This window comes from Sphingobium sp. TB-6, from assembly GCF_012927365.1.
Lineage (GTDB): Bacteria > Pseudomonadota > Alphaproteobacteria > Sphingomonadales > Sphingomonadaceae > Sphingobium.
In genome coordinates this window covers 17202-38004 of the sequence record NZ_JABBGL010000004.1, presented here as the reverse complement: position 1 = coordinate 38004, position 20803 = coordinate 17202, and the positions used below count along the sequence as shown (strand labels likewise).

General features: G+C 64.3%; 16 protein-coding genes and 3 tRNA genes. 11 read left to right on the top strand and 8 right to left on the bottom strand.

Annotation, left to right across the window (positions count from 1 at the left end; all coding sequences use genetic code 11):
- Positions 1 to 39 precede the first annotated feature (39 nt).
- On the top strand, positions 40 to 978 hold the full coding sequence (locus HHL26_RS07195) for a glutaminase (RefSeq protein WP_066557488.1): 939 nt from the start codon (positions 40 to 42) through the stop codon (positions 976 to 978).
- Here HHL26_RS07195 and HHL26_RS07190 read toward each other — a convergent pair.
- The 7 genes from HHL26_RS07190 to aroA form a co-directional block, all read right to left on the bottom strand.
- Positions 975 to 2759, bottom strand: a complete 1785-nt coding sequence (locus tag HHL26_RS07190; RefSeq protein ID WP_066557489.1) for a cation:proton antiporter — start codon at positions 2757 to 2759, stop codon at positions 975 to 977. The genes HHL26_RS07195 and HHL26_RS07190 overlap by 4 nt on opposite strands.
- A gap of 78 nt (positions 2760 to 2837) precedes the next feature.
- Positions 2838 to 2923, bottom strand: a tRNA-Leu gene (locus tag HHL26_RS07185).
- A 54-nt stretch (positions 2924 to 2977) separates the two neighbouring features.
- On the bottom strand, positions 2978 to 3268 hold the full coding sequence (locus HHL26_RS07180; protein ID WP_066557492.1) for an integration host factor subunit beta: 291 nt from the start codon (positions 3266 to 3268) through the stop codon (positions 2978 to 2980).
- A 168-nt stretch (positions 3269 to 3436) separates the two neighbouring features.
- A complete protein-coding gene (gene rpsA / locus HHL26_RS07175; RefSeq protein ID WP_066557495.1) occupies positions 3437 to 5149 on the bottom strand; it encodes a 30S ribosomal protein S1 in 1713 nt (570 codons plus the stop codon).
- Positions 5150 to 5319: 170 nt separating this feature from the next.
- A complete protein-coding gene (gene cmk / locus HHL26_RS07170) occupies positions 5320 to 5955 on the bottom strand; it encodes a (d)CMP kinase (protein ID WP_066557497.1) in 636 nt (211 codons plus the stop codon).
- Positions 5952 to 6203 carry a hypothetical protein gene (locus HHL26_RS07165; protein WP_066557499.1) on the bottom strand — a complete coding sequence of 84 codons (252 nt, stop codon included), beginning with the start codon at positions 6201 to 6203 and terminating at the stop codon, positions 5952 to 5954. Before HHL26_RS07165 ends, cmk begins: the two co-directional genes overlap by 4 nt.
- Positions 6200 to 7510: a 3-phosphoshikimate 1-carboxyvinyltransferase gene (gene aroA, locus HHL26_RS07160; RefSeq protein ID WP_176392327.1), complete on the bottom strand. Its 1311-nt coding sequence runs from the start codon at positions 7508 to 7510 to the stop codon at positions 6200 to 6202. The genes HHL26_RS07165 and aroA overlap by 4 nt, the downstream gene beginning before the upstream one ends.
- Before the next feature lie 178 nt (positions 7511 to 7688).
- Between aroA and HHL26_RS07155 the strand changes: the two genes are divergently transcribed.
- The 10 genes from HHL26_RS07155 (at position 7689) to trxA (ending at position 20120) form a co-directional block, all read left to right on the top strand.
- Complete coding sequence (locus HHL26_RS07155; protein ID WP_066557504.1) at positions 7689 to 8024, top strand: TIGR02300 family protein; 336 nt, start codon at positions 7689 to 7691, stop codon at positions 8022 to 8024.
- A gap of 90 nt (positions 8025 to 8114) precedes the next feature.
- Positions 8115 to 8190 (top strand) — tRNA-Ala (locus HHL26_RS07150).
- Between the two features lie 198 nt (positions 8191 to 8388).
- Positions 8389 to 8464 (top strand) — tRNA-Ala (locus HHL26_RS07145).
- A gap of 427 nt (positions 8465 to 8891) precedes the next feature.
- Positions 8892 to 11237: a PAS domain-containing sensor histidine kinase gene (locus tag HHL26_RS07140; protein ID WP_066557507.1), complete on the top strand. Its 2346-nt coding sequence runs from the start codon at positions 8892 to 8894 to the stop codon at positions 11235 to 11237.
- Positions 11230 to 11688, top strand: a complete 459-nt coding sequence (gene tsaE / locus HHL26_RS07135) for a tRNA (adenosine(37)-N6)-threonylcarbamoyltransferase complex ATPase subunit type 1 TsaE (protein ID WP_087574231.1) — start codon at positions 11230 to 11232, stop codon at positions 11686 to 11688. Before HHL26_RS07140 ends, tsaE begins: the two co-directional genes overlap by 8 nt.
- A complete protein-coding gene (locus HHL26_RS07130; RefSeq protein ID WP_169576063.1) occupies positions 11685 to 12671 on the top strand; it encodes a phosphotransferase in 987 nt (328 codons plus the stop codon). The genes tsaE and HHL26_RS07130 overlap by 4 nt, the downstream gene beginning before the upstream one ends.
- Entirely contained in the window at positions 12668 to 13378 is a 711-nt protein-coding gene (locus HHL26_RS07125; RefSeq protein ID WP_066557515.1) for a nucleotidyltransferase family protein, read from the top strand. The genes HHL26_RS07130 and HHL26_RS07125 overlap by 4 nt, the downstream gene beginning before the upstream one ends.
- Entirely contained in the window at positions 13371 to 16346 is a 2976-nt protein-coding gene (addB, locus tag HHL26_RS07120) for a double-strand break repair protein AddB (protein WP_066557523.1), read from the top strand. The genes HHL26_RS07125 and addB overlap by 8 nt, the downstream gene beginning before the upstream one ends.
- On the top strand, positions 16327 to 19770 hold the full coding sequence (gene addA, locus HHL26_RS07115; protein WP_169576059.1) for a double-strand break repair helicase AddA: 3444 nt from the start codon (positions 16327 to 16329) through the stop codon (positions 19768 to 19770). The genes addB and addA overlap by 20 nt, the downstream gene beginning before the upstream one ends.
- 29 nt (positions 19771 to 19799) lie before the next feature.
- Positions 19800 to 20120: a thioredoxin TrxA gene (gene trxA / locus HHL26_RS07110; protein WP_066557531.1), complete on the top strand. Its 321-nt coding sequence runs from the start codon at positions 19800 to 19802 to the stop codon at positions 20118 to 20120.
- A 69-nt stretch (positions 20121 to 20189) separates the two neighbouring features.
- Here the strand turns inward: trxA and HHL26_RS07105 are convergent, their stop codons facing one another.
- Positions 20190 to 20801 (bottom strand): glutathione S-transferase family protein, encoded by a 612-nt coding sequence (locus HHL26_RS07105; protein ID WP_066557539.1) that lies wholly within the window; start codon positions 20799 to 20801, stop codon positions 20190 to 20192.
- Between the last annotated feature and the right edge of the window lie 2 nt (positions 20802 to 20803).

Below are 20803 nucleotides of genomic sequence, written 5' to 3'. Positions count from 1 at the left end.
CCTATCACCTGAATCATTCTCCGGAATCTGAGGCCAGCCATGGACCTGCCCGCGATCCTTTCTGATATCGTCGCCCAAGCCGCGACCCGGGAAGATCGCGGTACCGTCGCCAGCTATATTCCGGAACTGGCCAAGGTCGATCCCGGCCAGTTCGGCATCGCCATAGCCACCGCCGATGGCCGCTTGATCGAAGGCGGCGATTCCGACACCGGCTTTTCGATCCAATCCATTTCCAAGGTCTTCGCGCTGACCCTCGCGCTCGGCAAAGTCGGTGACCAGCTCTGGGAAAGGGTAGGGCGGGAGCCATCCGGCAATGCCTTCAATTCCATCGTCCAACTGGAGCAGGAACGGGGCATTCCGCGAAACCCCTTTATCAATGCAGGCGCGATCGTCGTCGCGGATGTCAATCTGGGCGGCCATCAACCCCGCGTCGCCATCGGGGAAATGCTGCGCTTCGTGCGCTATCTGGCCGGGGACGACAGCATCGCCATCAATGAAGCCGTGGCCGCCTCCGAAACCGCCACCGGATTCCGCAATATGGCGCTGGCGAATTATATGCGCGCCTTCGGCAATATCAGGCACCCGGTCGATCTGGTGCTCGGCACTTATTTCCACCAATGCGCGATCGAAATGAGCTGCCGTCAGCTTGCCCTGGCCGGACGCTACCTGATGCTCGACGGTCAGCATCCGGAGGGTGGCCGGGTCGTTTCGTCCAGCCGGGCCAAGCGCATCAATGCCCTGATGCTGACCTGCGGTCATTATGACGCATCGGGCGATTTCGCTTTCCGCGTCGGCATTCCCGGCAAATCGGGAGTTGGTGGCGGCATATTGGCGATCGTTCCCGGTCGCGCCTCCATCGCCGTCTGGTCCCCCGGCTTGAACGAAAATGGCAACAGCCAACTCGGGACATTGGCTCTGGAAGAACTGGCCCGCCGCACCGGCTGGTCGGTTTTCAGCCCGCCGCGAGATGAGGCTTAAGGCACCTCATCCGCGCGCAATCGCCGCAGCTTGGGCGCCGTCTCAAGCTGGGCGGCATCCTTGATGTCCATTCGCAGGTCTTCCCGCATCTGATGTATGGAGGCGATCACCGGCCCCATCGCCACGCCCAGGTCGACCAGCGCGGTTTCCGCCAGTTGAAGCGAGCTTTCCAGAGTTTCCGGAACCGCGTCGCTCGCGCCCGCCCGATAGAGCTGGGCCGCATGATCGGTGTCCCGCGCGCGTGCGATGATCGGCAAGTCCGGCACCCAGCCGCGCACGCGCTTCGTCATGCGGATGGATAGCACAGGGTCGTCCATCGTCAGGATCAACGCGCGCGCATGACCCAGGCGAAGCTTGTCGAGCATTTCGGTCCGCGACACGTCCCCGAACAGGATGGGATATCCCCTGCGCCGGGCCTCCGCGACGACATCCGGATCGGATTCCACGACGATGAAGCGCTGCTTATGCAGATTGAGCAAGTCGCACACCATGTGCCCCACGCGCCCGAAACCGATCACGACGGCAGCAGATTCTGCATGATCTTCGCTGATTTCGGACGCCTCTTCGCCTAGCGCCATTTCCAGCCGCCGGGCAACATCATGGCCCAGCCGCGCCAGCAGCGGGGTAATGGTCAGTCCGATTGCCGTCACGATCTGCCAGAAGGCGGCCGTGGAGGGCAATATCAATTGGGCGGCGGCGGCGGCGGAAAGCACGATGAGGGTGGTTTCCGATGGACTGGACATCAGCACGCCGACTTCCAGCGCGACACCTTTCCTCGCGCCTGAGAGGTACAGCAAAGCGGCGGTTACAAGCGTCTTGGCAAGAACCACTCCCACCACGGCCAGAATAAGATTTGGCCAATTGGCAAGGATGACGCGCACGTCCAGGCCCATGCCGACGGTGATGAGGAAGACGCCCAGAGCCAGCCCCTTGAACGGCGCGGTCATGACCTCGACCTCGCCATGATAGTCGGTTTCGGCAATCAGCAGACCCGCCAGAAGCGCGCCGACGATTGGTGACAAGCCGGCAATGGAGGTCGCCATGCTGGAAACGATAACGACCAGAAGACTGGCGGCGAGAAACACTTCAGGGCTTTTGGTGCGCGCGGCCTGACTGAAGATATGCGGCAGGCAGAGGCGGCCCAGGACCAGCATGATGGCGATGGTGATGCCGCTTTTCAGCAGCGTGTCGGCCAGTTCGCTCCAGGGCCCCTCAGGACTGGCTGCCACGGAAGGCGCGAGGGCGCCCAGCATGAAGATGATCGGGACGAGTGCCAGATCCTCGAAAAGCAGCATGGAAAATGCGGCGCGGCCCACGGCGCTCTGCGTGCCGACCATCGGCAGAACGACCGCCGTCGATGACAGCGCCAATGCGAGTCCAAGGCCGAAAGCGCCGGCGGGTGCCTGACCCAGTAAATAAAGGCCAAGTGCAATAAGAGTACCGCCGCCAATTAATTCTGCCGCGCCGACACCGAATACTTGCGTCCGCATGGTCCAAAGACGACGAAAACTTAGTTCCAGCCCTATGGAGAAAAGAAGCAGGATGACGCCGAGTTCGGCAAAGGGCTCTATCGCCGCTCTGTTGGAAATGGTGACATGATAGAGCCAGGGATATTGGCCGACCAATGCGCCCAATCCAGACGGTCCCACTGCCAGTCCGACCAGAATGAAGCCGATGACCGGGCTGATCCGGAGCCGAGCGAATCCTGGAATGACCAGCCCCGCTGCCCCCAATATGACGAGGGAATCGCTGAAGCTTTGTGGATTGATTGCACCGGCCATGACCGATCATCACCACAAATGAGGTGGATATCCAGCAATAAGCACTGGAATTGGGAAATTAGCGCCTGGAAAAAAAGCTGGTGCGGACGGCGGGACTTGAACCCGCATTCCCAGGGGGAGGCGGATTTTAAGTCCGCTGCGTCTACCGATTTCGCCACGTCCGCTCGGGCCGTTACCCCCTGAAGGCTAACGGCGCAGAGGTCAAGGATGTGCTTGAATCAGACCGCAGCTTTCGTGTTCAACCGCTCGCGCATTTCCTTTCCTGGCTTGAAATAGGGAACGCGCTTCGCGTCCACCGGAACCTGCTCCCCCGTTCGCGGATTCCGCCCCGTACGCGCGTCGCGCGCCCGTGTCGTAAACGCGCCAAAGCCGCGCAATTCCACTCGACCGCCACTTGAAAGGCGGTCGACTATTTCCTTGAAGAAAAGATCGACGATCCTTTCCACTTCCTGGAGGTTGAGGTTTGGATTTTCCTCAGCCAATTTTTGTATCAGTTCCGAGCGTATCATTGGTCCTCCAGACTCCCCCTTCTGGTTCCCGCTTAATTTATAATGAATCCTCAACGTTCTGACAATTGGCCAATATCGGTATGTCTTTCTCATTATGGGAAAAGAAAAAGCCCGCCGGAGCTAAGTTCCGGCGGGCTCTATTACTTAAGTTAGATATCGAAGGAGGCCTTAGCCTTCGCTCTTCGCCTTCAGCGCTTCGCCAAGGATGTCGCCCAGCGACGCGCCGCTGTCGGACGAGCCATATTGAGCCACGGCCTGCTTCTCTTCAGCGATCTGCATCGCCTTGACCGAGAAGGTCGGCTTCTTGGCGCGGTCGAAACCGGTGACCATGGCGTCGAACTTCTGGCCGATCTGGAAGCGTTCCGGACGCTGCTCGTCGCGGTCGCGGCCAAGGTCGCTGCGCTTGATGAAGCCGGCGGCGCCATCTTCGCCCGCCTGGACTTCCAGGCCGCCGTCGCGCACTTCCAGAACGGTCACGGTGACGATCGCGTTCTTGTTGAGGCCGGCAGCCGCAGCCGCGGTTCCGCCAGCGGCCGGACCGCCACGCTCAAGCTGCTTCATGCCGAGGCTGATGCGCTCCTTCTCGACATCGATGTCGAGAACGACGGCCTGAACCGTCTCGCCCTTGCGGTGCAGAGCCAGCGCGTCTTCGCCCGAAATGCCCCAGGCGATGTCCGACATGTGGACCATGCCGTCGACGTCGCCGTCCAGGCCGATGAACAGGCCGAATTCGGTCGCGTTCTTGACTTCGCCCTCGACGGTCGAACCGATCGGGTGACGTTCGGCAAAGCTGTCCCAGGGGTTGTTCTGGGCCTGCTTGAGACCGAGCGAGATGCGGCGCTTTTCGGGATCGACTTCGAGCACCAGAACTTCGACTTCCTGGCTGGTCGAAACGATCTTGCCGGGGTGGACGTTCTTCTTGGTCCAGGACATTTCCGAAACGTGGACCAGACCCTCGATGCCGGCTTCCAGCTCTACGAACGCACCATATTCGGTGATGTTCGTGACGCGGCCCGACAGCTTCGCGCCGACCGGATACTTGGCGGCAGCGCCTTCCCACGGATCGCTCTCGAGCTGCTTCATGCCAAGGCTGATGCGCTGGGTGTCGCGGTTGATGCGGATGATCTGAACGCGAACGGTGTCACCGATGTTGATCATCTCGTTCGGGTGATTGATGCGCTTGTAGCTGAGGTCGGTGACGTGCAGCAGACCGTCAATGCCGCCCAGATCAACGAATGCACCATAGTCGGTGATGTTCTTGACGACGCCCTCGATGATCTGACCTTCGGCCAGCGTCTGGATGAGGCCGCTGCGCTGTTCGGCGCGGGTCTCTTCCAATATGGCGCGGCGCGACACGACGATGTTGCCGCGGCGGCGATCCATCTTCAGGATCTGGAAGGGCTGCGGAATGTCCATCAGCGGCGTGACATCGCGCACGGGGCGGATGTCGACTTGGCTGCCGGGCAGGAACGCCACGGCGCCGTCGAGATCGACGGTGAAGCCGCCCTTGACGCGGCCGAAGATGACGCCTTCGACGCGGGCGCTTTCGGTGAATTCGGATTCCAGCTTGTCCCAGGCGGCTTCACGGCGCGCGCGGTCGCGCGACAGCATGGCTTCGCCATGGGCGTTTTCGACGCGGTCGACATAGACTTCGACTTCGTCACCGACCTTGAGGTCAGCCTTCTGGCCCGGCGCGGCGAATTCGCGCAGCGGCACGCGGCCTTCCGACTTCAGGCCGACGTCGATCAGCGCCATGTCGTTTTCGATGCCGGTAACGGTGCCCTTTACGACGCGGCCTTCGAAGCCGCCGTCCTCGCCACCGAGAGAATCATTGAGAAGCGCGGCGAAATCGTCGCGCGAGGGGAATGCCGTAGAGGCCATAATATAGTCCTTCACTCGTCATTGCTGGCCTACCGGTTGTCTCCGGTGGTCTTTCAGGCCAAAGCGCCCGCACGGCCGAATACCGTGCGAACATCCTTTCGGCCCTGACGAGTCGACGCCCCGCGGATAAGCGAAAAGGGCGCCTGGGAATCCCAAGCGCCGTCATCGCGTCAGGCTTTTGGCCGACGTTCCAACTGAGCGTCCACCAGTGCAATGGCCTGCTGGACGGCCGCGTCTATAGTCAAATTGCTGGTGTCGAGCAAGTCCGCTCCATCCGCCACGCGCAGGGGGGCATGATCGCGGCTCATGTCGCGGGTGTCGCGGGCCTGAATGTCCGCGATCAGGCTGTCCATATCGGGATGGCTGCCATGCGACAGGGCATCGTCATAACGGCGCTGGGCGCGGACATGGACGCTGGCGGTGACGAAGATCTTGGCATCGGCATCGGGCGCGATGACCGTCGCGATGTCGCGGCCGTCGAGGATGGCGCCGCCGGGCTGGGTGGCGAAGTCGCGCTGACGCTTGACCAAGGCTTTGCGGACGCTCTGATGGATCGAAACGCGGGAGGCAAGCGATCCGACGGCTTCGTTGCGGAGCGCCGGGTCGTTCAGCATCGCGTCGTCAAAATCGCAGGCGGCCAGCGCGTCGGCTTCATGATCGGGATCCCCGCTGGCCTTGAGGACGGCGAGGCCCACTGCGCGATAGAGCAGGCCGGTGTCGAGGACGGGCAGGCCGTAATGGCGGCCGAGCGCCTTGGCGATCGTGCCTTTGCCCGATGCGGCTGGGCCATCCACGGCGATGATCATGATGTTTTGCCTTTCCGCAGCGCCTTGGCGAGCCCGATCAGGGCAATGAAGGCCCAGACGACTTCCAGCGCCATCGACGCGACGTTGAAATGAACCATCAGCGAATAGATCAGCAGCAGCGAGCCGATCAGGTTCAGCAGGTTGAAGAGGGTGAAATTGAGCAGCTTCGCCATGTTGCTATAGGCATAGGCAATGACCATCAGGCCGCTGCCGATCAGGCCTATGATGTTGGCCAGGTCGAAATTCATGCCATGGCGCCGAGCGTCTGCAACAGGGCGGTGAAGCCGGGGAAGCTGGTCGCAACCGGGCGCATGTCGTCTATGGTGACGCCATTTTTCGACACGAGGCCGGCGATTGCGAAGCTCATGGCGATACGGTGGTCGAGCTTCGTGGCGATCGGGCCGCCGCCGGGAAGGAGCGCGCCGCCGCTGCCCTCTATGACGATGCCGTCCTCCAGCTCCTCGACCGTGACGCCAATGGCACGCAGGCCCGCCGCCATGGTGGCGATGCGGTCCGATTCCTTGACGCGCAATTCTTCCAGACCCCGGAAGATGCTGCGGCCCTCCGCGAAGGCGGCGGCGATGAAGGCCACGGGATATTCGTCGATCATCGACGGAGCGCGGGCAGGGTCGGGTTCGACACCCTTGAGCGCCGAGGCCGTGATGACGAGGTCGCCCACCGGCTCGCCGCCCACGTCGCGTGGATTTTCAATGGCGATATCGCCACCCATTTCGCGCAGCAGGTCGACAAGGCCGGCGCGGGTCGCGTTGAGGCCGACATTGGCGATGATGACCTTGGAACCGGGAACCAGCAGCGCGGCGACCATCGGGAAAGCGGCGGAGGAAGGGTCGCCGGGCACGACGATCGACTGTGGGCGGAGTTCGGCTTCGCCCTTCAGCGTGATGATGCGAGTGCCGTCCGTCTCGACTTCCACATTGAGATCGGCGCCGAAGCCTTTCAGCATCTTTTCGCTATGGTCGCGGGTGGGGATGGGCTCGACGATACGCGTGATGCCTGGGGTGTTGAGCCCCGCGAGCAGGATGGCCGACTTGACCTGCGCGGAGGCGACGGGGAGGCGATAGTCCAGCGGCACGGCCGGGCATGCGCCACGCATGGTCAGCGGCAGACGGTCGCCGGGGCTGGTCGTGAAGCCGGCGCCCATGCGGGACAGCGGCTCGGTGACTCGGGCCATGGGACGTTTGCTCAAGGACGCGTCGCCGACGAAGGTCGCGGTGATGGCGTGGCTGGCGACCAGGCCCATCAGCAGGCGGGTCGAGGTGCCGCTATTGCCCATGTCGAGCGCGCTTTCGGGCTGGAGCAGGCCGCCCACGCCGACGCCGTGAACGTGCCAGATGCCTTCCTCGTCTTTGCGGATGTCCGCGCCCATGGCGCGCATGGCGGCGGCGGTGGCAAGGACGTCTTCGCCTTCCAGCAGACCTTCGACGCGGCTTTCGCCCACGGCCAGCGCCGAGAGCATCAGCGAGCGGTGCGAAATGCTCTTGTCGCCCGGCACGGTGACCGAACCGGAAAGCGGCGGCGCGGCAGTGAAGGTCATGGGAGTTGGGTGGTCGAAAGAAGCGGTCACGGGTCAATCCGTCTGGAAGGAACTGAAAAATTGCGCCCGGCTTTTGACAGCGCGGTTTGGCTATGGCAAGGCGCCGTCTCTTCGCGGGCGACCCAGTCGTGCCGCGTAATATCCATTTTGAGCACTCGCAAGAAGGACAAGGCCGGACATGGTCAAGGCTGAATGGGGCACGAAGCGTACCTGCCCGAAATGCGCCACGCGCTTCTACGACCTGGGTAAGGATGACCCGGTCACCTGCATCAACTGCGGCACGGCCTGGGAACCGGAACCGGTGCTGAAGTCGAAACAGCCGCTGCCTTATGAGGAAGCGCCCAAGAAGGTCATCGAAACCGCCGATGGCGAAATCGAGACGGCTGATGACGATCTGGACCTGGATCTGGACGTTGATGATGACGGTGATTCGCCGGATAATGATGTCGATCTGGGTGGTGACGACGACCTGGGCGTCGATGCCGCCGCCGATGATGGCGACGACGACAATTAAGTGAATTTTATGCTTGCCAAGGAGGAAGCTGCCACCTAATGGCAGCGACCTCGCAGGCGCCGGACCCAAACGGCGCCGACACTGGAAAACGGGGCCTTAGCTCAGCTGGGAGAGCGCCTGCATGGCATGCAGGAGGTCAGCGGTTCGATCCCGCTAGGCTCCACCAGTTTTTCGGATAAAGAAAATGTCCGCGGGGCATTTTCCCGAAAAACTCCCGGGCGTAAGCGAGGGGTGTGGTGAGGTTGCAAACGACCTCGATCAACGCTCCCCAATGCAAACGACGGGCGTCCAGACATCCGGGCCGACGGCGCGAAGCCGGACATGGTTCGATCCATTGGGATGCGGTATGATGCCGCGCAACGATGGGGCCTTAGCTCAGCTGGGAGAGCGCCTGCATGGCATGCAGGAGGTCAGCGGTTCGATCCCGCTAGGCTCCACCAATTCCCGGGCAAGAAAATGCTCGGACATATCCTCACCACGAAGCTCTCAAACATCGGCAGTGAAGATGGCATAGCTTGGCTGGTATGCCGCAGGGCTGAGTAGTGCTCTGTCGGATTTCGACCCAAAGTGGACGTTTGATAATATCGTCATCCCTGCGAAAGATGGAATCTCGAGCGATAACGCACGACCTGGCCTCAAGAGATCCCAGCTTTCGCTGAGATGACGGAAATAAGGGCCATCTTACCCATTGCCGCTCCGGGTTTCGCGGCCAGACAATCACCCAAGCTCATCCAAAAGGCCGGCGACGCCGTCGCCCCGCATATAATTCTTTCCATCTCAGCGCTTCACGCTGCATCTGACTTGGGTTAGTCCCCTCAAGATCATGCACGGGGGCAATTTTTCGCGATGAGGGTGAAGTAGGGCGTAATGACGTTGACCCCACTTGCCGCCGTGATTCTCGGCGTCGTGCTGGCCGCATGGCTGGGCGCGGCGATCTGGGCGCTGTCCAGCGGCCAGCGCCGGCGTCGCGAAGGCATGCAGGCTCAGGGCAAGCTGGATCGGCTGTCGGTTCTGCTTGCCTCCGCACCGGCCGCCCCCATCGTCATCCACCCCGATGGCCGGCTGGAAGCGGCCGACCGGCTTGCCAAATGGCTTGGCAAGGATCGGGTGCCGACCTTCGTGTCCGAATTGACCGCACCCGACGGCGGCCTGGAAGCCGATGACGCCGCCGCATTGGCGCAGGAAATCGCCGCCGCCCAGCGCGCGGGCCGCAGCTTCGCGCTGCCGGTGCGGGGCGTCGATTCGTCCCGCCTGTTGCTGGTGCGGGGCGCGCCCGCGGGGCCGGTATTGGCCGAAAGCGGCGGGGTCGTGCTCTGGATTTTCGACGCGACCGACAGCCAGTCGGAAATCCAGACGCTGAAGGGCAAGGTCGAACAGCTCCGCGAGGCGCTGGAAGCACTGGCGGGACTGGTGGAGGCGGCGCCCTTCCCGATGTGGCATCGCACGGCGGACATGCGGCTCAGCCTCGTCAACACCGCCTATGTCCGGGCGGTGGACGGCGAAAGCGCCCGCGAAGTCATTGCCCATGGCACCGAACTGGTCGAGACGGTCGGCGGCCTCACACCGCAAGCCGCCGCTGCTCAGACGCTTGCCGACGGTACGCCCGTCGAGCGCATGGTGCCCGCCACGATCGACGGCGAGAGGCGGACCATGCGCGTCGTCGACGTCCCGCTCGGGACGGCGGGCGTGGCCGGTTTCGCGATGGACCAGAATGAGCTGGAACAGTCCCGCGTCGAACATCGGCGGTTGGAGGCGGCGCAGCGGGACTTGCTGGACCGCCTGTCCGCCGGCGTGGCGCGCTTTGGGTCCGACCGGGCATTGCGCTTCTGGAACCAGCCCTTCATGAGCCTGTTCGGGCTTGACCAGGAGTGGCTGGCGGACAATCCGCCCTTCGAGCGGGTGCTGGACCAGATGCGCGAAGCGCGGCGACTGCCCGAAAACCGGGATTTCCCGGCGTGGCGCGCGGAAAGGCGCGACTGGTTCCTCTCGCCCGATCCCCGCGAGGAAAATTGGCTGCTGGCCGACGGCACCCATTTGCGCGTCTATGGGCAGCCTTTGCCCGATGGCGGGCTGTTGCTGATCTTCGAGGATCGGACCGAGCAAGTCCAGTTGTCGAGCGCGCGCGATACGCTGCTCCGCGTCCGCACGGCGACATTCGACAATCTGTTCGAATCGATCGGCGTATTTTCCTCCGATGGGCGCCTGCACCTTTGGAACAGCCGTTTCCGCTCGATCTGGGACGTGTCCGAGGATTTGCTGGCGAAGCATCCGCGCATCGACGAACTGATGCGAGCGGTCCAATCGCGCCTGGCCAAGCCGCAGCAGGCGAATCTCGTTCGCGAACTGGTGCGGGCCGCCACGGTGGAACGCAAGCAGCGCGTCGGTCATGTCGGCTTCGCGGATGGGCGCATCTTCGAATTCGCAGCGATCCCGCTGCCCGACGGCAATGCGCTGTTCACCATGCTCGACGTCACCGACAGCCGCCGCGTGGAACAGGTGCTGCGCGACCGCAACGACGCGCTGGAGCAGGCGGATAAGGTGAAGACCGCCTTCGTCACCAATATGAGCTATGAGTTGCGCACGCCGCTCACCACCATCGCCGGTTTCGCGGAAATGATGAGCGCGGGTTATGCGGGAGAGCTCAGCACGTCCGCCAGGGAATATGTCGACGGCATCCTGCAGAGCACCAACCGGCTCTCCATGCTGATCGACAATGTTCTGGATTTGACGCAGGGCGAGGCGGGGATGCTGCCCATAGAAAAAGCGCCGGTGGACCTGGCGGTGGAAGCCCGCGACGCCGTGGCGCGGATCAAGGGCGACGCCACCGCCAAGGGGATCGACCTTGCCATGTCGCTCCAGTCCAGCCTGGGCACGGTGCAGGGCGACAAGCGCCGGATCGGGCAGGCGCTGGATCATCTGCTGGAAAATGCGGTGCGCTATTGCAGCCGGGGCGGCCGCGTTCTGCTGCATGGCGACGGCACGGCGGACAATGCGCGTCTTGTCGTGTCGGATAATGGTCCGGGCATCAGCGCCAAGCGGCAGGGGACCATCTTCGACGCTTCCTCCCGGACCGAGCAGGCGCGCAACGGCGGCAAGGCGGGGATCGGCCTGCCGCTCGCCAGGCAATTGGCGCAGGCGCATGGCGGGACGCTTCAACTGGTGTCGGAACCGGGGCAGGGCACCATGGTCGTGATCGAGCTGCCCCGTGACTGAGAACGAAATCATCCTGGCGGGGGAGGGCGAGATGCTGGCATTCGGGCATCGTCTGGCCGCGCTTGTCCGCATAGGTGACGTGATCGCGCTGGAAGGCGGACTTGGCGCAGGCAAGACGACGTTGGCCCGAGGCATATTGGAAGGGCTGGGGCTGGAGGAAGAAGCGCCTAGTCCCAGCTTCGCCATCGTCCAGCCCTATGACATTCCCGAAGTCCGCCTGCCCGTTGCTCATGTCGACCTCTACCGGCTCGACAGGCCCGAGGAAGCGGAGGAACTGGCGCTGGACGAGTATCTGATGGACAGCCTGCTGATCGTCGAATGGCCCGACCGGCTGGGAGAGGGCGCCTGGCCCGAAGCCTTGCGGTTCCACATCGGCATCGAACTCGATGGCGCTCGGCGCTTGACAGCGCGCGTGCCGGACGCTTGGACGGAGCGATGGTCACAGATATGATCCCGCCCGCCGCCGCTCCCGCTTTCCTCGCGCAAGCGGGGTGGGAGCATGCCGCCATCGTGCCGCTGGCTGGCGATGCGTCTTTCCGCCGCTATTTCCGCGCGATCGACGGTGCGCGCCGGGCGGTGCTGATGGACGCGCCGCCACCCCATGAAGACCCGCGCCCCTTTATCGCCATTGCAGAGCATCTGACGGCGAACGGTTTTGCCGCGCCACAGATATTGGCCCGCGATCTGGAAGAAGGGCTGGTTCTGATCGAGGATTTCGGTGATCTGCGCGTCAAGGAGCATGTCGAGGACGTGCCCGACGCGGAATGGGATGTGTATAGCCGCGCCGTCGATTTGCTGGCTGCCCTGCATCGTCTGCCGCCCGCCGATGTTCCGCCCTATGACCGCGCAGTCTATCAGCGCGAAGCCGGCCTTCTGACCGAATATTATTGTCCTGCCATTGGTCTGCCGGTGGATGAGGATGCCTATGCCGAGGCTTGGGACGCGGTCCTGCCGATCGTCGAGCAATCGGCCAGCCCGGTCGTCACGGTGCTGCGCGATTATCACGCGGAAAATATCATGCTGATCGACCGGGCGGCTTCCCATGGGCTGGGTCTGCTCGATTTTCAGGACGCGCTGGCCGGGCACCCGGCCTATGACCTCGTTTCGTTGCTCCAGGATGCGCGGCGCGACGTGCCTCCCGCGCTGGAGGCGGCGATGCTCGACCATTATCGCGCCATCGCCAATCCGCCAGCGGATTTCGACGCCGCCTATGCTGTGCTGGGCGCGCAGCGCAATGCGAAGATCATCGGTATCTTCACCCGTTTGTGGAAGCGCGACGGCAAACCGCGCTATCTGTCCTATCTGCCGCGCATGTGGGATTTGCTGGAGCGCGACCTCGCCCATCCCGCGCTGGCGCCCGTGGCGGCTTGGTTCGCGGCCAATATTCCTGCCGACAAGCGTCATCACGCGTTACAGGATTTCACCCCCGCATGATCGATACCGCGATGCTGATGGCCGCAGGATTGGGCAAGCGCATGCGCCCTTTGACCGCGACCCGCCCCAAGCCGCTGGTCAAGGTGGCGGGCAAGCCGCTGATGGACCATGCGCTGGATCGGCTGGCGGCGGGTGGCATCAGGAAGCTGGTGGTCAATGTCCACTATCTGGCCGACACGGTCGAGGCGCATCTGCATGCGCATTGCAACGGCATGCAGGTGGCGATTTCCGACGAACGCCGGAAGCTGCTGGAGACCGGCGGCGGGTTGATCCATGCCAGGGAGCAGCTTGGCGATGCGCCCTTTTTCTGCGCCAACAGCGACAATCTGTGGATCGACGGCCCACAGGAAACGCTGGGCATGATGCGGAAGATCTGGGATCCGGAGCGCATGGACGCCCTGCTGCTGCTGGTCCCGCTGGCCCGCGCCAATTGCCATAAGGGGCCGGGCGATTTTCATATGGACGCGAACGGCCGGCTGACCCGGCGCAAGACGGCCCATGTCGCGCCCTTCGTGTTTACCGGCGTCCAGATCATGTCGCCCAGCCTGCTTGTCGATCCGCCGTCGGAGGTCTTTTCGACCAATGTCTTCTGGAATCGGGCGATAGAGGCGGGGCGCCTCTATGGCGTCTCGCACCAGGGCTTGTGGTTCGATGTCGGCACGCCGCAGGCCATCCCCGCCGTGGAGACGATGCTGGCCGATGGGTGACCGCACCCGCCCGGCGCTGTTCAACATACCGGCGCACCGCGCCTTTTCCGATGCGCTGGTCGCGGGCCTCCTCGCCCAGCATGGCGGCGATCCGATGCGGCTGGCGCAGGGCATGATCCTGTTGCCCAATAATCGCGCCGTCCGGTCGGTCAGCGACGCTTTCGTGCGGAAATCGGGCGGCGGGCTGCTATTGCCGCGCCTTGTCGCATTGGGTGATGCCGATCTGGGCGAACAGGTCGGCAGCGCGCTCGATCCGCTGGGCGAGGACGAGGCTGTGCCGCCCGCCATAGCGCCGATGCGCCGCCAGATGATCCTGGCGCGGATGGTCCAGCAGGCATCGGCGCACCCGGTGGACGCGGGGCAGGCATTGCAACTCGCCCAGGCGCTGGGCACGGTCCTCGATCAGATACAGGTTGAGCGGCTTTCGGTCACCGCGCTGGCCGATCTCACTTTGTCCGACGAACTGTCGCAGCATTGGCAGACCTCGCTCAAGCTGTTCGGCATCCTATTGGCGCAATGGCCGCAGGAACTAGCGCGGCTCGGTTGCATCGATCTGGCGGATCGCCGCAATCGGCTGCTGGATCGTGTGTCCGCCCGCTGGGCGAAGGCGCCGCCCGAGGGCTTCGTCATTGCCGCGGGCATGTCCACGACGGCCCCGGCGATTGCCGCGCTGCTGCGGCGGATCGCGCTGCTGCCCAAGGGCGCTGTAGTCTTTGCCGGTCTGGATCAGGAGATGGATGGCGACGCCTGGGATGCTATCGGTCCCTTTGACGCCGATCCACTGACCGGCCGGGCGCCCGCGGGGCATGAAACCCATCCCCAATACGCCCTGAAGCGCCTGCTCGACCGGATGAGCGCGACGCGTGACGATGTGGCGCTCTGGCGCTGGGGCAGCGAGCATGACGCCCGCGCCGTGCGGGGACGCAATATTTCCAACGCCATGCTGCCGCCGCGCCTAACCAGCCGCTGGCGCGATCTCAAGACGGCGGATCGCTCGCTCGCGGGGGTGGAGGCGCTGGAGGTCGCGACACCCGGCGAGGAGGCGCAGGCCATCGCCATTGCTCTGCGCGAAGCGGTGGAGACGCCGGGCCGCACCGCCGCTCTGGTGACGCCGGACCGGCAATTGGCGACCCGCGTGTCCGCGCATCTCAAGCGCTGGGGCATCGACGCCGACGATTCCGCCGGGCAACCGCTGTCTCGCTTGCCGCCCGGAACCTTGCTGATCGCCATGGCGGAAGCATTGGCGGAACGCTTTGCGCCGGTTGCGTTGCTAACCCTGCTCAAGCATCCGCTCGTCATGCGCGGGGAGGGGCGGCTCGCCTGGCTGGAGGGCGTGCGGGGTCTCGACCTGCTGCTGCGCGGGCCAAGGCCGCAGGCGGGGATCGTCGGTCTCGACCTGCTGCTTGGCGACCGCGAGGGTGAAGATCGGCAGCGCACGCTGCGCGCTCGCACGCGGCATTGGTGGGCGGAAGCCCGCACCCTGCTCGAACCGTTGGAACAAGCCTTTCTGGCCGCGCCGGACCTGGCCGGGCAGTTGGCGGTCATTCGCGAACATGCCGGTCGCCTGTCGCGCGATGCGGTCTGGGCCGGGCATCAGGGCCATGCCGCCGCCGACCTCTTCGCTGAGATGGAGGAGGCGGCTAGCGAAGGGCCGCGCCAGGCCGACATACGTGCGCTGCCAGCCCTGTTCGACCATCTTCTGGGCGGGCTGTCGGTGCGCCCGCCGCAGGGGGGACATCCTCGCATCAGCATCCTTGGCCTGATCGAAGCGCGGTTGGTGCAGACGGACCTGATGATCCTGAGCGGCCTTAACGAGGGTACATGGCCGGGCTTGCCCGCGCCCGATCCCTGGCTGGCGCCCCGCATCCGGCGGGAAATCGGGCTGCCGGGACTGGAAAGCCGGATCGGCCTTGCCGCCCATGATTTTGCGAGTGCCTTGGGTGCGCCGCAAATCCTTATCACGCGGGCCCGGCGCGGATCGGGCGGCCCGGCGGTCGCTTCGCGCTTCTGGCTGCGGCTGAAGGCCATGACGGGGCCGCAATGGAAAAGCGCCGATCGCTATGCCGCGCTGGCGCAAGCGATCGATGATGCGGCGGACCACCGGCCCGCCAGCCGCCCCGCGCCGGTGCCGCCGCTGTCGGTGCGCCCGAAAGTCATTCCCGTCACCGATGTCGATCGGTTGAAGGCCGACCCTTACGCCTTTTACGCCAAGCGCATCCTGCGTCTGGCGCGGCTCGATCCGGTGGACGCCGATGCCGGGCCGGCCTGGCGCGGCACGGCGGTACATGAAATCCTCCAGCAATGGGCAGAGGCGGGCAGCCGCGACCTGGCCGATCTCGAAGCCCGTGCGCGGGCGATGTTCGACCAGCCGAATGTGCATCCCTTGCTGAAAGCGCTCTGGCAGCCGCGCCTGATCGAAGCGATCCGTTGGATCGCCGCCGAGGTGGCGAGCGACCTCGCCGCTGGGCGCAAGATCCTTTCCGTCGAGATTGACGGCCGTGCGGACATTGCAGGGGTCACGCTCACCGGCAAGGCCGACCGCATCGACCTGCTGCCGGACGGGAAGCTCGGCATTGTCGACTACAAGACCGGCAAGCCCCCCAGCGCCCGGCAGGTCAAGGCTGGCTATGCGCTTCAGCTCGGATTGCTGGGCCTGATCGCGGAGCATGACGGCTTTCCCGGTCCCCACACGGCGCCTGTGGCGGGGAGCTTCGAATATTGGTCGCTCGCCAAGAAGGGCGACGCCTTTGGCTATCGGGAAAGCCCGGTCGATCCGATGGGCAAGCGGGACAAGATCATCACCGCCGACTTCACCTCCCAAGTCTACGCGCAGTTCGAGGATATTGCCGCCACCTACCTCCTCGGTTCGGCGCCCTTCGATGCGCAGGTGAACCCCGAAGTCGCGAACTATGGCGATTATGACCAGCTCATGCGGCTGGAGGAATGGTATGGCCGCGACGATGGCTAAAAAGGCCAAGGCTCTGCAACCGCTGGCCGGCGCCCAGGCGCAGGCCGCCGCGCCCGACGCCCATGTGTGGCTGTCGGCATCGGCGGGCACGGGCAAGACCCATGTGCTGACCGCGCGCGTTTTCCGTCTGCTGCTGCAAGGGGTGCGGCCGGAAAATATCCTCTGCCTGACCTTTACCAAGGCGGGCGCGGCGGAGATGGCCGATCGCATCCATGACCGGCTCGCCGCCTGGGTGCAGATGGAGGAAGGCGATCTCTTCCACGATCTGGAGGCTTTGAGCGAGGAGTCCGGCCCGGAAGCCCGCGACCGGGCGCGCCGCCTTTTTGCCGAAGTGCTGGAGTCGACTGGCGGCGGCCTGCGCATCCAGACGATTCACGGCTTTTGTCAGCAATTGCTGACCGCTTTTCCGCTGGAGGCCGACTTGCCGCCCGGTTTCCGGCCGCTCGATCAGCGCGAGCAGGCAACACTGGCGCGCCAAACGCTGGCCGACATGGTGGTGGTCGCACAACAGCAGGGCGACGATGCGCTGATCGAAGCTTTGCAGGCGCTCAGCCTGCGCATGGGCGAGGGAGGCGCGGAGAATTTCCTGCTGCGCTGTGCGGCCCGGCTGGACGCGCTCAAGGCCTTGCCGGAGGATATCGCGCCCTGGCTGCTGCGGGAACTGGAACTGCCCGAAGGCGATATCGACGCTCATATAGCCACACAGTGCGCGGACGACCTGTTCGATATGCGCACGCTGATATGGATCGCGCAGGCCAATGCGGATTGGGGCACGGGTCGGGCGCTGGAGCGCTGCGACCGGATCGCGCGCTGGCGGAATCTCGATCCGGCGGCGCGGGCGGCCACGCTCACCGATCTCCATGTCGTCTGGGCGAAGGCCGATGGCGAACTGATCTCTACCGCCAAAGGCTGGGCGCCCCCGGTGGATGGCTATGGGGACGCCATTGCACGCATCCATGAGCGTTGTGCCGAACTGTTGGGCCTCAGGCTCCGCGCCGCCTATGCCGCTTTGCTCGCCAAGGCTCTGCACGCCGGGCGGGTTTATGCCCGCGCCTATGCCCAGGCCAAGCAACTTGCGGGCGCGGTCGATTTCGACGACCTGATCGCCAACACCGCGCAACTTCTGTCCCAGCCCGGCATTGCCGACTGGATACGCTACAAGCTTGATCAGCGCATCGACCATATATTGGTGGACGAGGCGCAGGATACCAATGTCAGCCAGTGGCAGATCGTCGGCGCGCTGGCGGCGGAGTTTTTCGCAGGCGAAGGGGCGAAGGGCGACAAGGTCCGCACCATCTTCACCGTGGGCGATTTCAAGCAGGCGATCTTCGGTTTTCAGGGCACCAGCCCCGAATCTTTCCGGGCCGCGCAGATCGTCTTCCAGCGCCATGCCGAGGATGCGAGTCATCCTTTTTACGACCTCTCGCTTCAGCACAGCTTCCGCTCGACGCCCGCGGTTCTGGATGTGGTCGACCGCACCATCGCGACGCTGCGCGCCGAGCGTTTCGGGCTGGAACCGGGCGAAGTCCGGCATATCAGCGCGAATCGCTTCCCCGGCGAAGTGCTGCTCTGGAAGCCTGTGGTCGCGGGCCTGTCCGACGAGGCCGAGGGGGAAGAGGATTGGGCCGCCGATCAGGAGCGCGTTCTGGCGCAAACCATTGCGCGCCAGATCAGGCAGTGGATCGATGACGGGCTGATGCTGGAAAGCCGGGGCCGCCCGGTGACGGCGGGCGACTTCATGATCCTGGTCCGCCGCCGCAGCGAACTGGCGCGGCTGATCGTGGCCCGGCTCTATGAGGAAAAGGTCGCGGTGGCGGGCATCGACCGCCTGCGGTTGAACGCGCCGCTGGCGGTGCGCGATCTGCTGGCGGCGCTGCGCTTTGCCGTGCAGCCGGAGGATGATCTGAACCTCGCCGCGCTGCTGGTCTCGCCGCTGATCGGGTGGACGCAGGACGCGTTGATGGACCGCCTCATCAACCGGCGCGCCGGGCTGTGGCAGCATCTGACGCAGACGCTGGACGCTGCGCTGCTGGAGCCTTTGCGCCAGTTGCTGGGGCAGGCGGACTTCACCACCCCCTATCGCTATCTGGAGGCGATATTGTCCGGCCCGATGGATGGCCGCCGCCGCCTGATCGAGCGCCTGGGCTCCGAAGCCGCCGATCCGATCGAGGAATTGCTGAACGCCGCGCTCGCCTTCGAGAATGACGATTATCCCTCGCTCCAGCGCTTCATCGACTGGTTCGACCGGGGCGAGGTGGAGATCGTACGCGATGCCGCCGCGCAGGGCGATTCGCTGCGTCTGCTGACGGTGCATGGCGCCAAGGGTTTGCAGGCGCCCATCGTCATTCTTGCTGATGCCTGCCTTGATCCGGATGCGGGTAATCGCGCGGATTCGCTCGAATGGAACGGGTTGCCGATCATCGCGCCGCGCAAGGCGGAACGGCAGGGCGCGATCGGACAGGTGGCAGAGGAAGCGAGCGCCGTCGAACGCGCCGAGCATTGGCGCCTGCTCTATGTCGCCCTGACGCGAGCGGAAGAAAGGTTGGTCGTCGCCGGATCGCTCGGACCCAGGGCCAAGGGGGAGGTCAAGCCCGAAAGCTGGTATGCGGCTGTCGAAGGTGCGCTGATCTCGCTGGAGGCGGAATGGGAGGCCGATCCGCTCTGGGGTGCGCGGCGCAGTTGGCGCGGGAGTGAGATTCTCCCCTCGAAACCGGCGGAACATGGCATCGCGGAAAATCAGGCGGTTCACAACGAGCCATCCTGGTTGCGTCGTCCCGCTCCAGCGGAAGCGCGGCCGCCGCGTCCCTTGGCGCCGTCTGCCGCTGTGGAGGATGATGTGCCCTATCCGCCGCCGACCCCTGCGATGCGGGATGCGGCCGAGCGGGGCCGCTGGTTGCATCGGCTGTTCGAGCGGCTGGCCGATGTGCCGCCCGACAGCCGCCGCCTGCGTGCCGACAAATGGCTGGCGCAACAGGGTCTTGCCGATCCTGCGCGGCGGCATGACGTCATCAAGCAGACGTTGCGCGTTATCGAAGACCCGCAATTTGCCGGGCTTTTCGGACCGGATGCGCTGGCCGAAGCGCCGATCGCCGCTGTCGTGGGCGAGGCGGTGATCGCCGGAACCGTCGACCGGCTGCGCATCAGCGACGGTCTGGTGCAACTGATCGATTTCAAGACAGGCCGCATATCGCCGCTTGTCGTGGAGGAGGTTCCGTTGGCCCATGTCCGGCAGATGGCGGCCTATGCCGCCGCGTTGCAGGTGATCTTCCCCGATCGCAGGATCGAGGCGGGGCTGCTCTACACCGCTGCGCCCCGGCTCATCACCCTGCCGCCCGAGCTGCTGGCGCGGCACAAGCCGGCCTTTCCGTCCGCGCAGGAGAATTTGCCGCTTCCGCCCGTTGAGACCGACGCCACTCCGTCCTAAATATCTGCCAACCGAAGGAGATACCAAAAATGGCTACCAAGGCAGTCACCGACCTGAGCTTCAAGCAGGACGTCATCGATGCGGACAAGCCTGTCCTCGTCGATTTCTGGGCGGAATGGTGCGGCCCGTGCAAGATGATCGGCCCCGCTCTGGAAGAAATTTCGGAAGAACTGGCTGACAAGGTCGTCATCGCGAAGATCAATATCGACGAAAATCCCGATGCGCCCGGCAAATATGGCGTGCGCGGCATTCCGACGATGATCCTCTTCAAAAATGGCGAAGCCGCCGCCACCAAGGTCGGCGCGGCGCCCAAGAGCGCGCTCAAGGGCTGGATCGAAAGCGTTCTTTGATGGAATGAGGAAAGGTCGGTCACGGCCTTTCCAAAATATGCTCCTGCGTTCGCAGGAGCATATTTTATCTTAGGTCAGCGGGATCATGACGGTCTCGGCATAGGCTGGCCTTTCGCGTAGCCTGTCATACCAGGCGCGCGCATGCGGCACCTTTGGCCGCTCCATCTCCAGCGTGAAGAAAGTATGGGCATAGACGCCCATCGGCACGTCCGCGACGCCGAAGCTTTCCCCCGACAGCCAGGGCTGCCCGGCCAATGCGCGGTCGAGGATCAGCATCGCTTCACCCGATGTCCGCGCCGACTTCGCCAAGGCCGCCGCATCCCGATCTTCCGCTTTCCTGCGGATCAGGTTCACAAAGGCATCCCGCTGCGCATCGGCAAAGCTGAACTGCCAATCCATCCATTTGTCGCCCTGCGCCCGTGCAGCGGGATCGGCGGGCCACATCGGCTCAGGCGCATAGCGTCCAGCCAGATAGCGCAGGATCGCGTTGGATTCCCACAGCATAACATCGCCATCCTCGATCGTCGGGATCAGCCGGTTGGGGTTCATCTCCACATAGGCGTCGTTCATGCCGAACTGGCCGCCGACATCATGGCGAACATAAGGCAGGCCTATTTCGCCAGCGAACCAGGCCACCTTCTTCACATTATGCGAGTTGAGGCGTCCCCAGATCGTCAGCATGT

Coding starts and splice junctions, on each gene's coding strand:
- HHL26_RS07105 (WP_066557539.1), bottom strand. CDS start 20,801: ATGCTGACGATCTGGGGACGCCTCAACTCGCATAATGTGAAGAAGGTG.
- HHL26_RS07190 (WP_066557489.1), bottom strand. CDS start 2,759: ATGGCCGGTGCAATCAATCCACAAAGCTTCAGCGATTCCCTCGTCATA.
- addA (WP_169576059.1), top strand. CDS start 16,327: ATGGCCGCGACGATGGCTAAAAAGGCCAAGGCTCTGCAACCGCTGGCC.
- cmk (WP_066557497.1), bottom strand. CDS start 5,955: ATGATCATCGCCGTGGATGGCCCAGCCGCATCGGGCAAAGGCACGATC.
- trxA (WP_066557531.1), top strand. CDS start 19,800: ATGGCTACCAAGGCAGTCACCGACCTGAGCTTCAAGCAGGACGTCATC.
- HHL26_RS07195 (WP_066557488.1), top strand. CDS start 40: ATGGACCTGCCCGCGATCCTTTCTGATATCGTCGCCCAAGCCGCGACC.
- HHL26_RS07130 (WP_169576063.1), top strand. CDS start 11,685: ATGATCCCGCCCGCCGCCGCTCCCGCTTTCCTCGCGCAAGCGGGGTGG.
- HHL26_RS07180 (WP_066557492.1), bottom strand. CDS start 3,268: ATGATACGCTCGGAACTGATACAAAAATTGGCTGAGGAAAATCCAAAC.
- HHL26_RS07165 (WP_066557499.1), bottom strand. CDS start 6,203: ATGAATTTCGACCTGGCCAACATCATAGGCCTGATCGGCAGCGGCCTG.
- aroA (WP_176392327.1), bottom strand. CDS start 7,510: ATGACCTTCACTGCCGCGCCGCCGCTTTCCGGTTCGGTCACCGTGCCG.
- HHL26_RS07140 (WP_066557507.1), top strand. CDS start 8,892: ATGACGTTGACCCCACTTGCCGCCGTGATTCTCGGCGTCGTGCTGGCC.
- addB (WP_066557523.1), top strand. CDS start 13,371: ATGGGTGACCGCACCCGCCCGGCGCTGTTCAACATACCGGCGCACCGC.
- HHL26_RS07125 (WP_066557515.1), top strand. CDS start 12,668: ATGATCGATACCGCGATGCTGATGGCCGCAGGATTGGGCAAGCGCATG.
- rpsA (WP_066557495.1), bottom strand. CDS start 5,149: ATGGCCTCTACGGCATTCCCCTCGCGCGACGATTTCGCCGCGCTTCTC.
- HHL26_RS07155 (WP_066557504.1), top strand. CDS start 7,689: ATGGTCAAGGCTGAATGGGGCACGAAGCGTACCTGCCCGAAATGCGCC.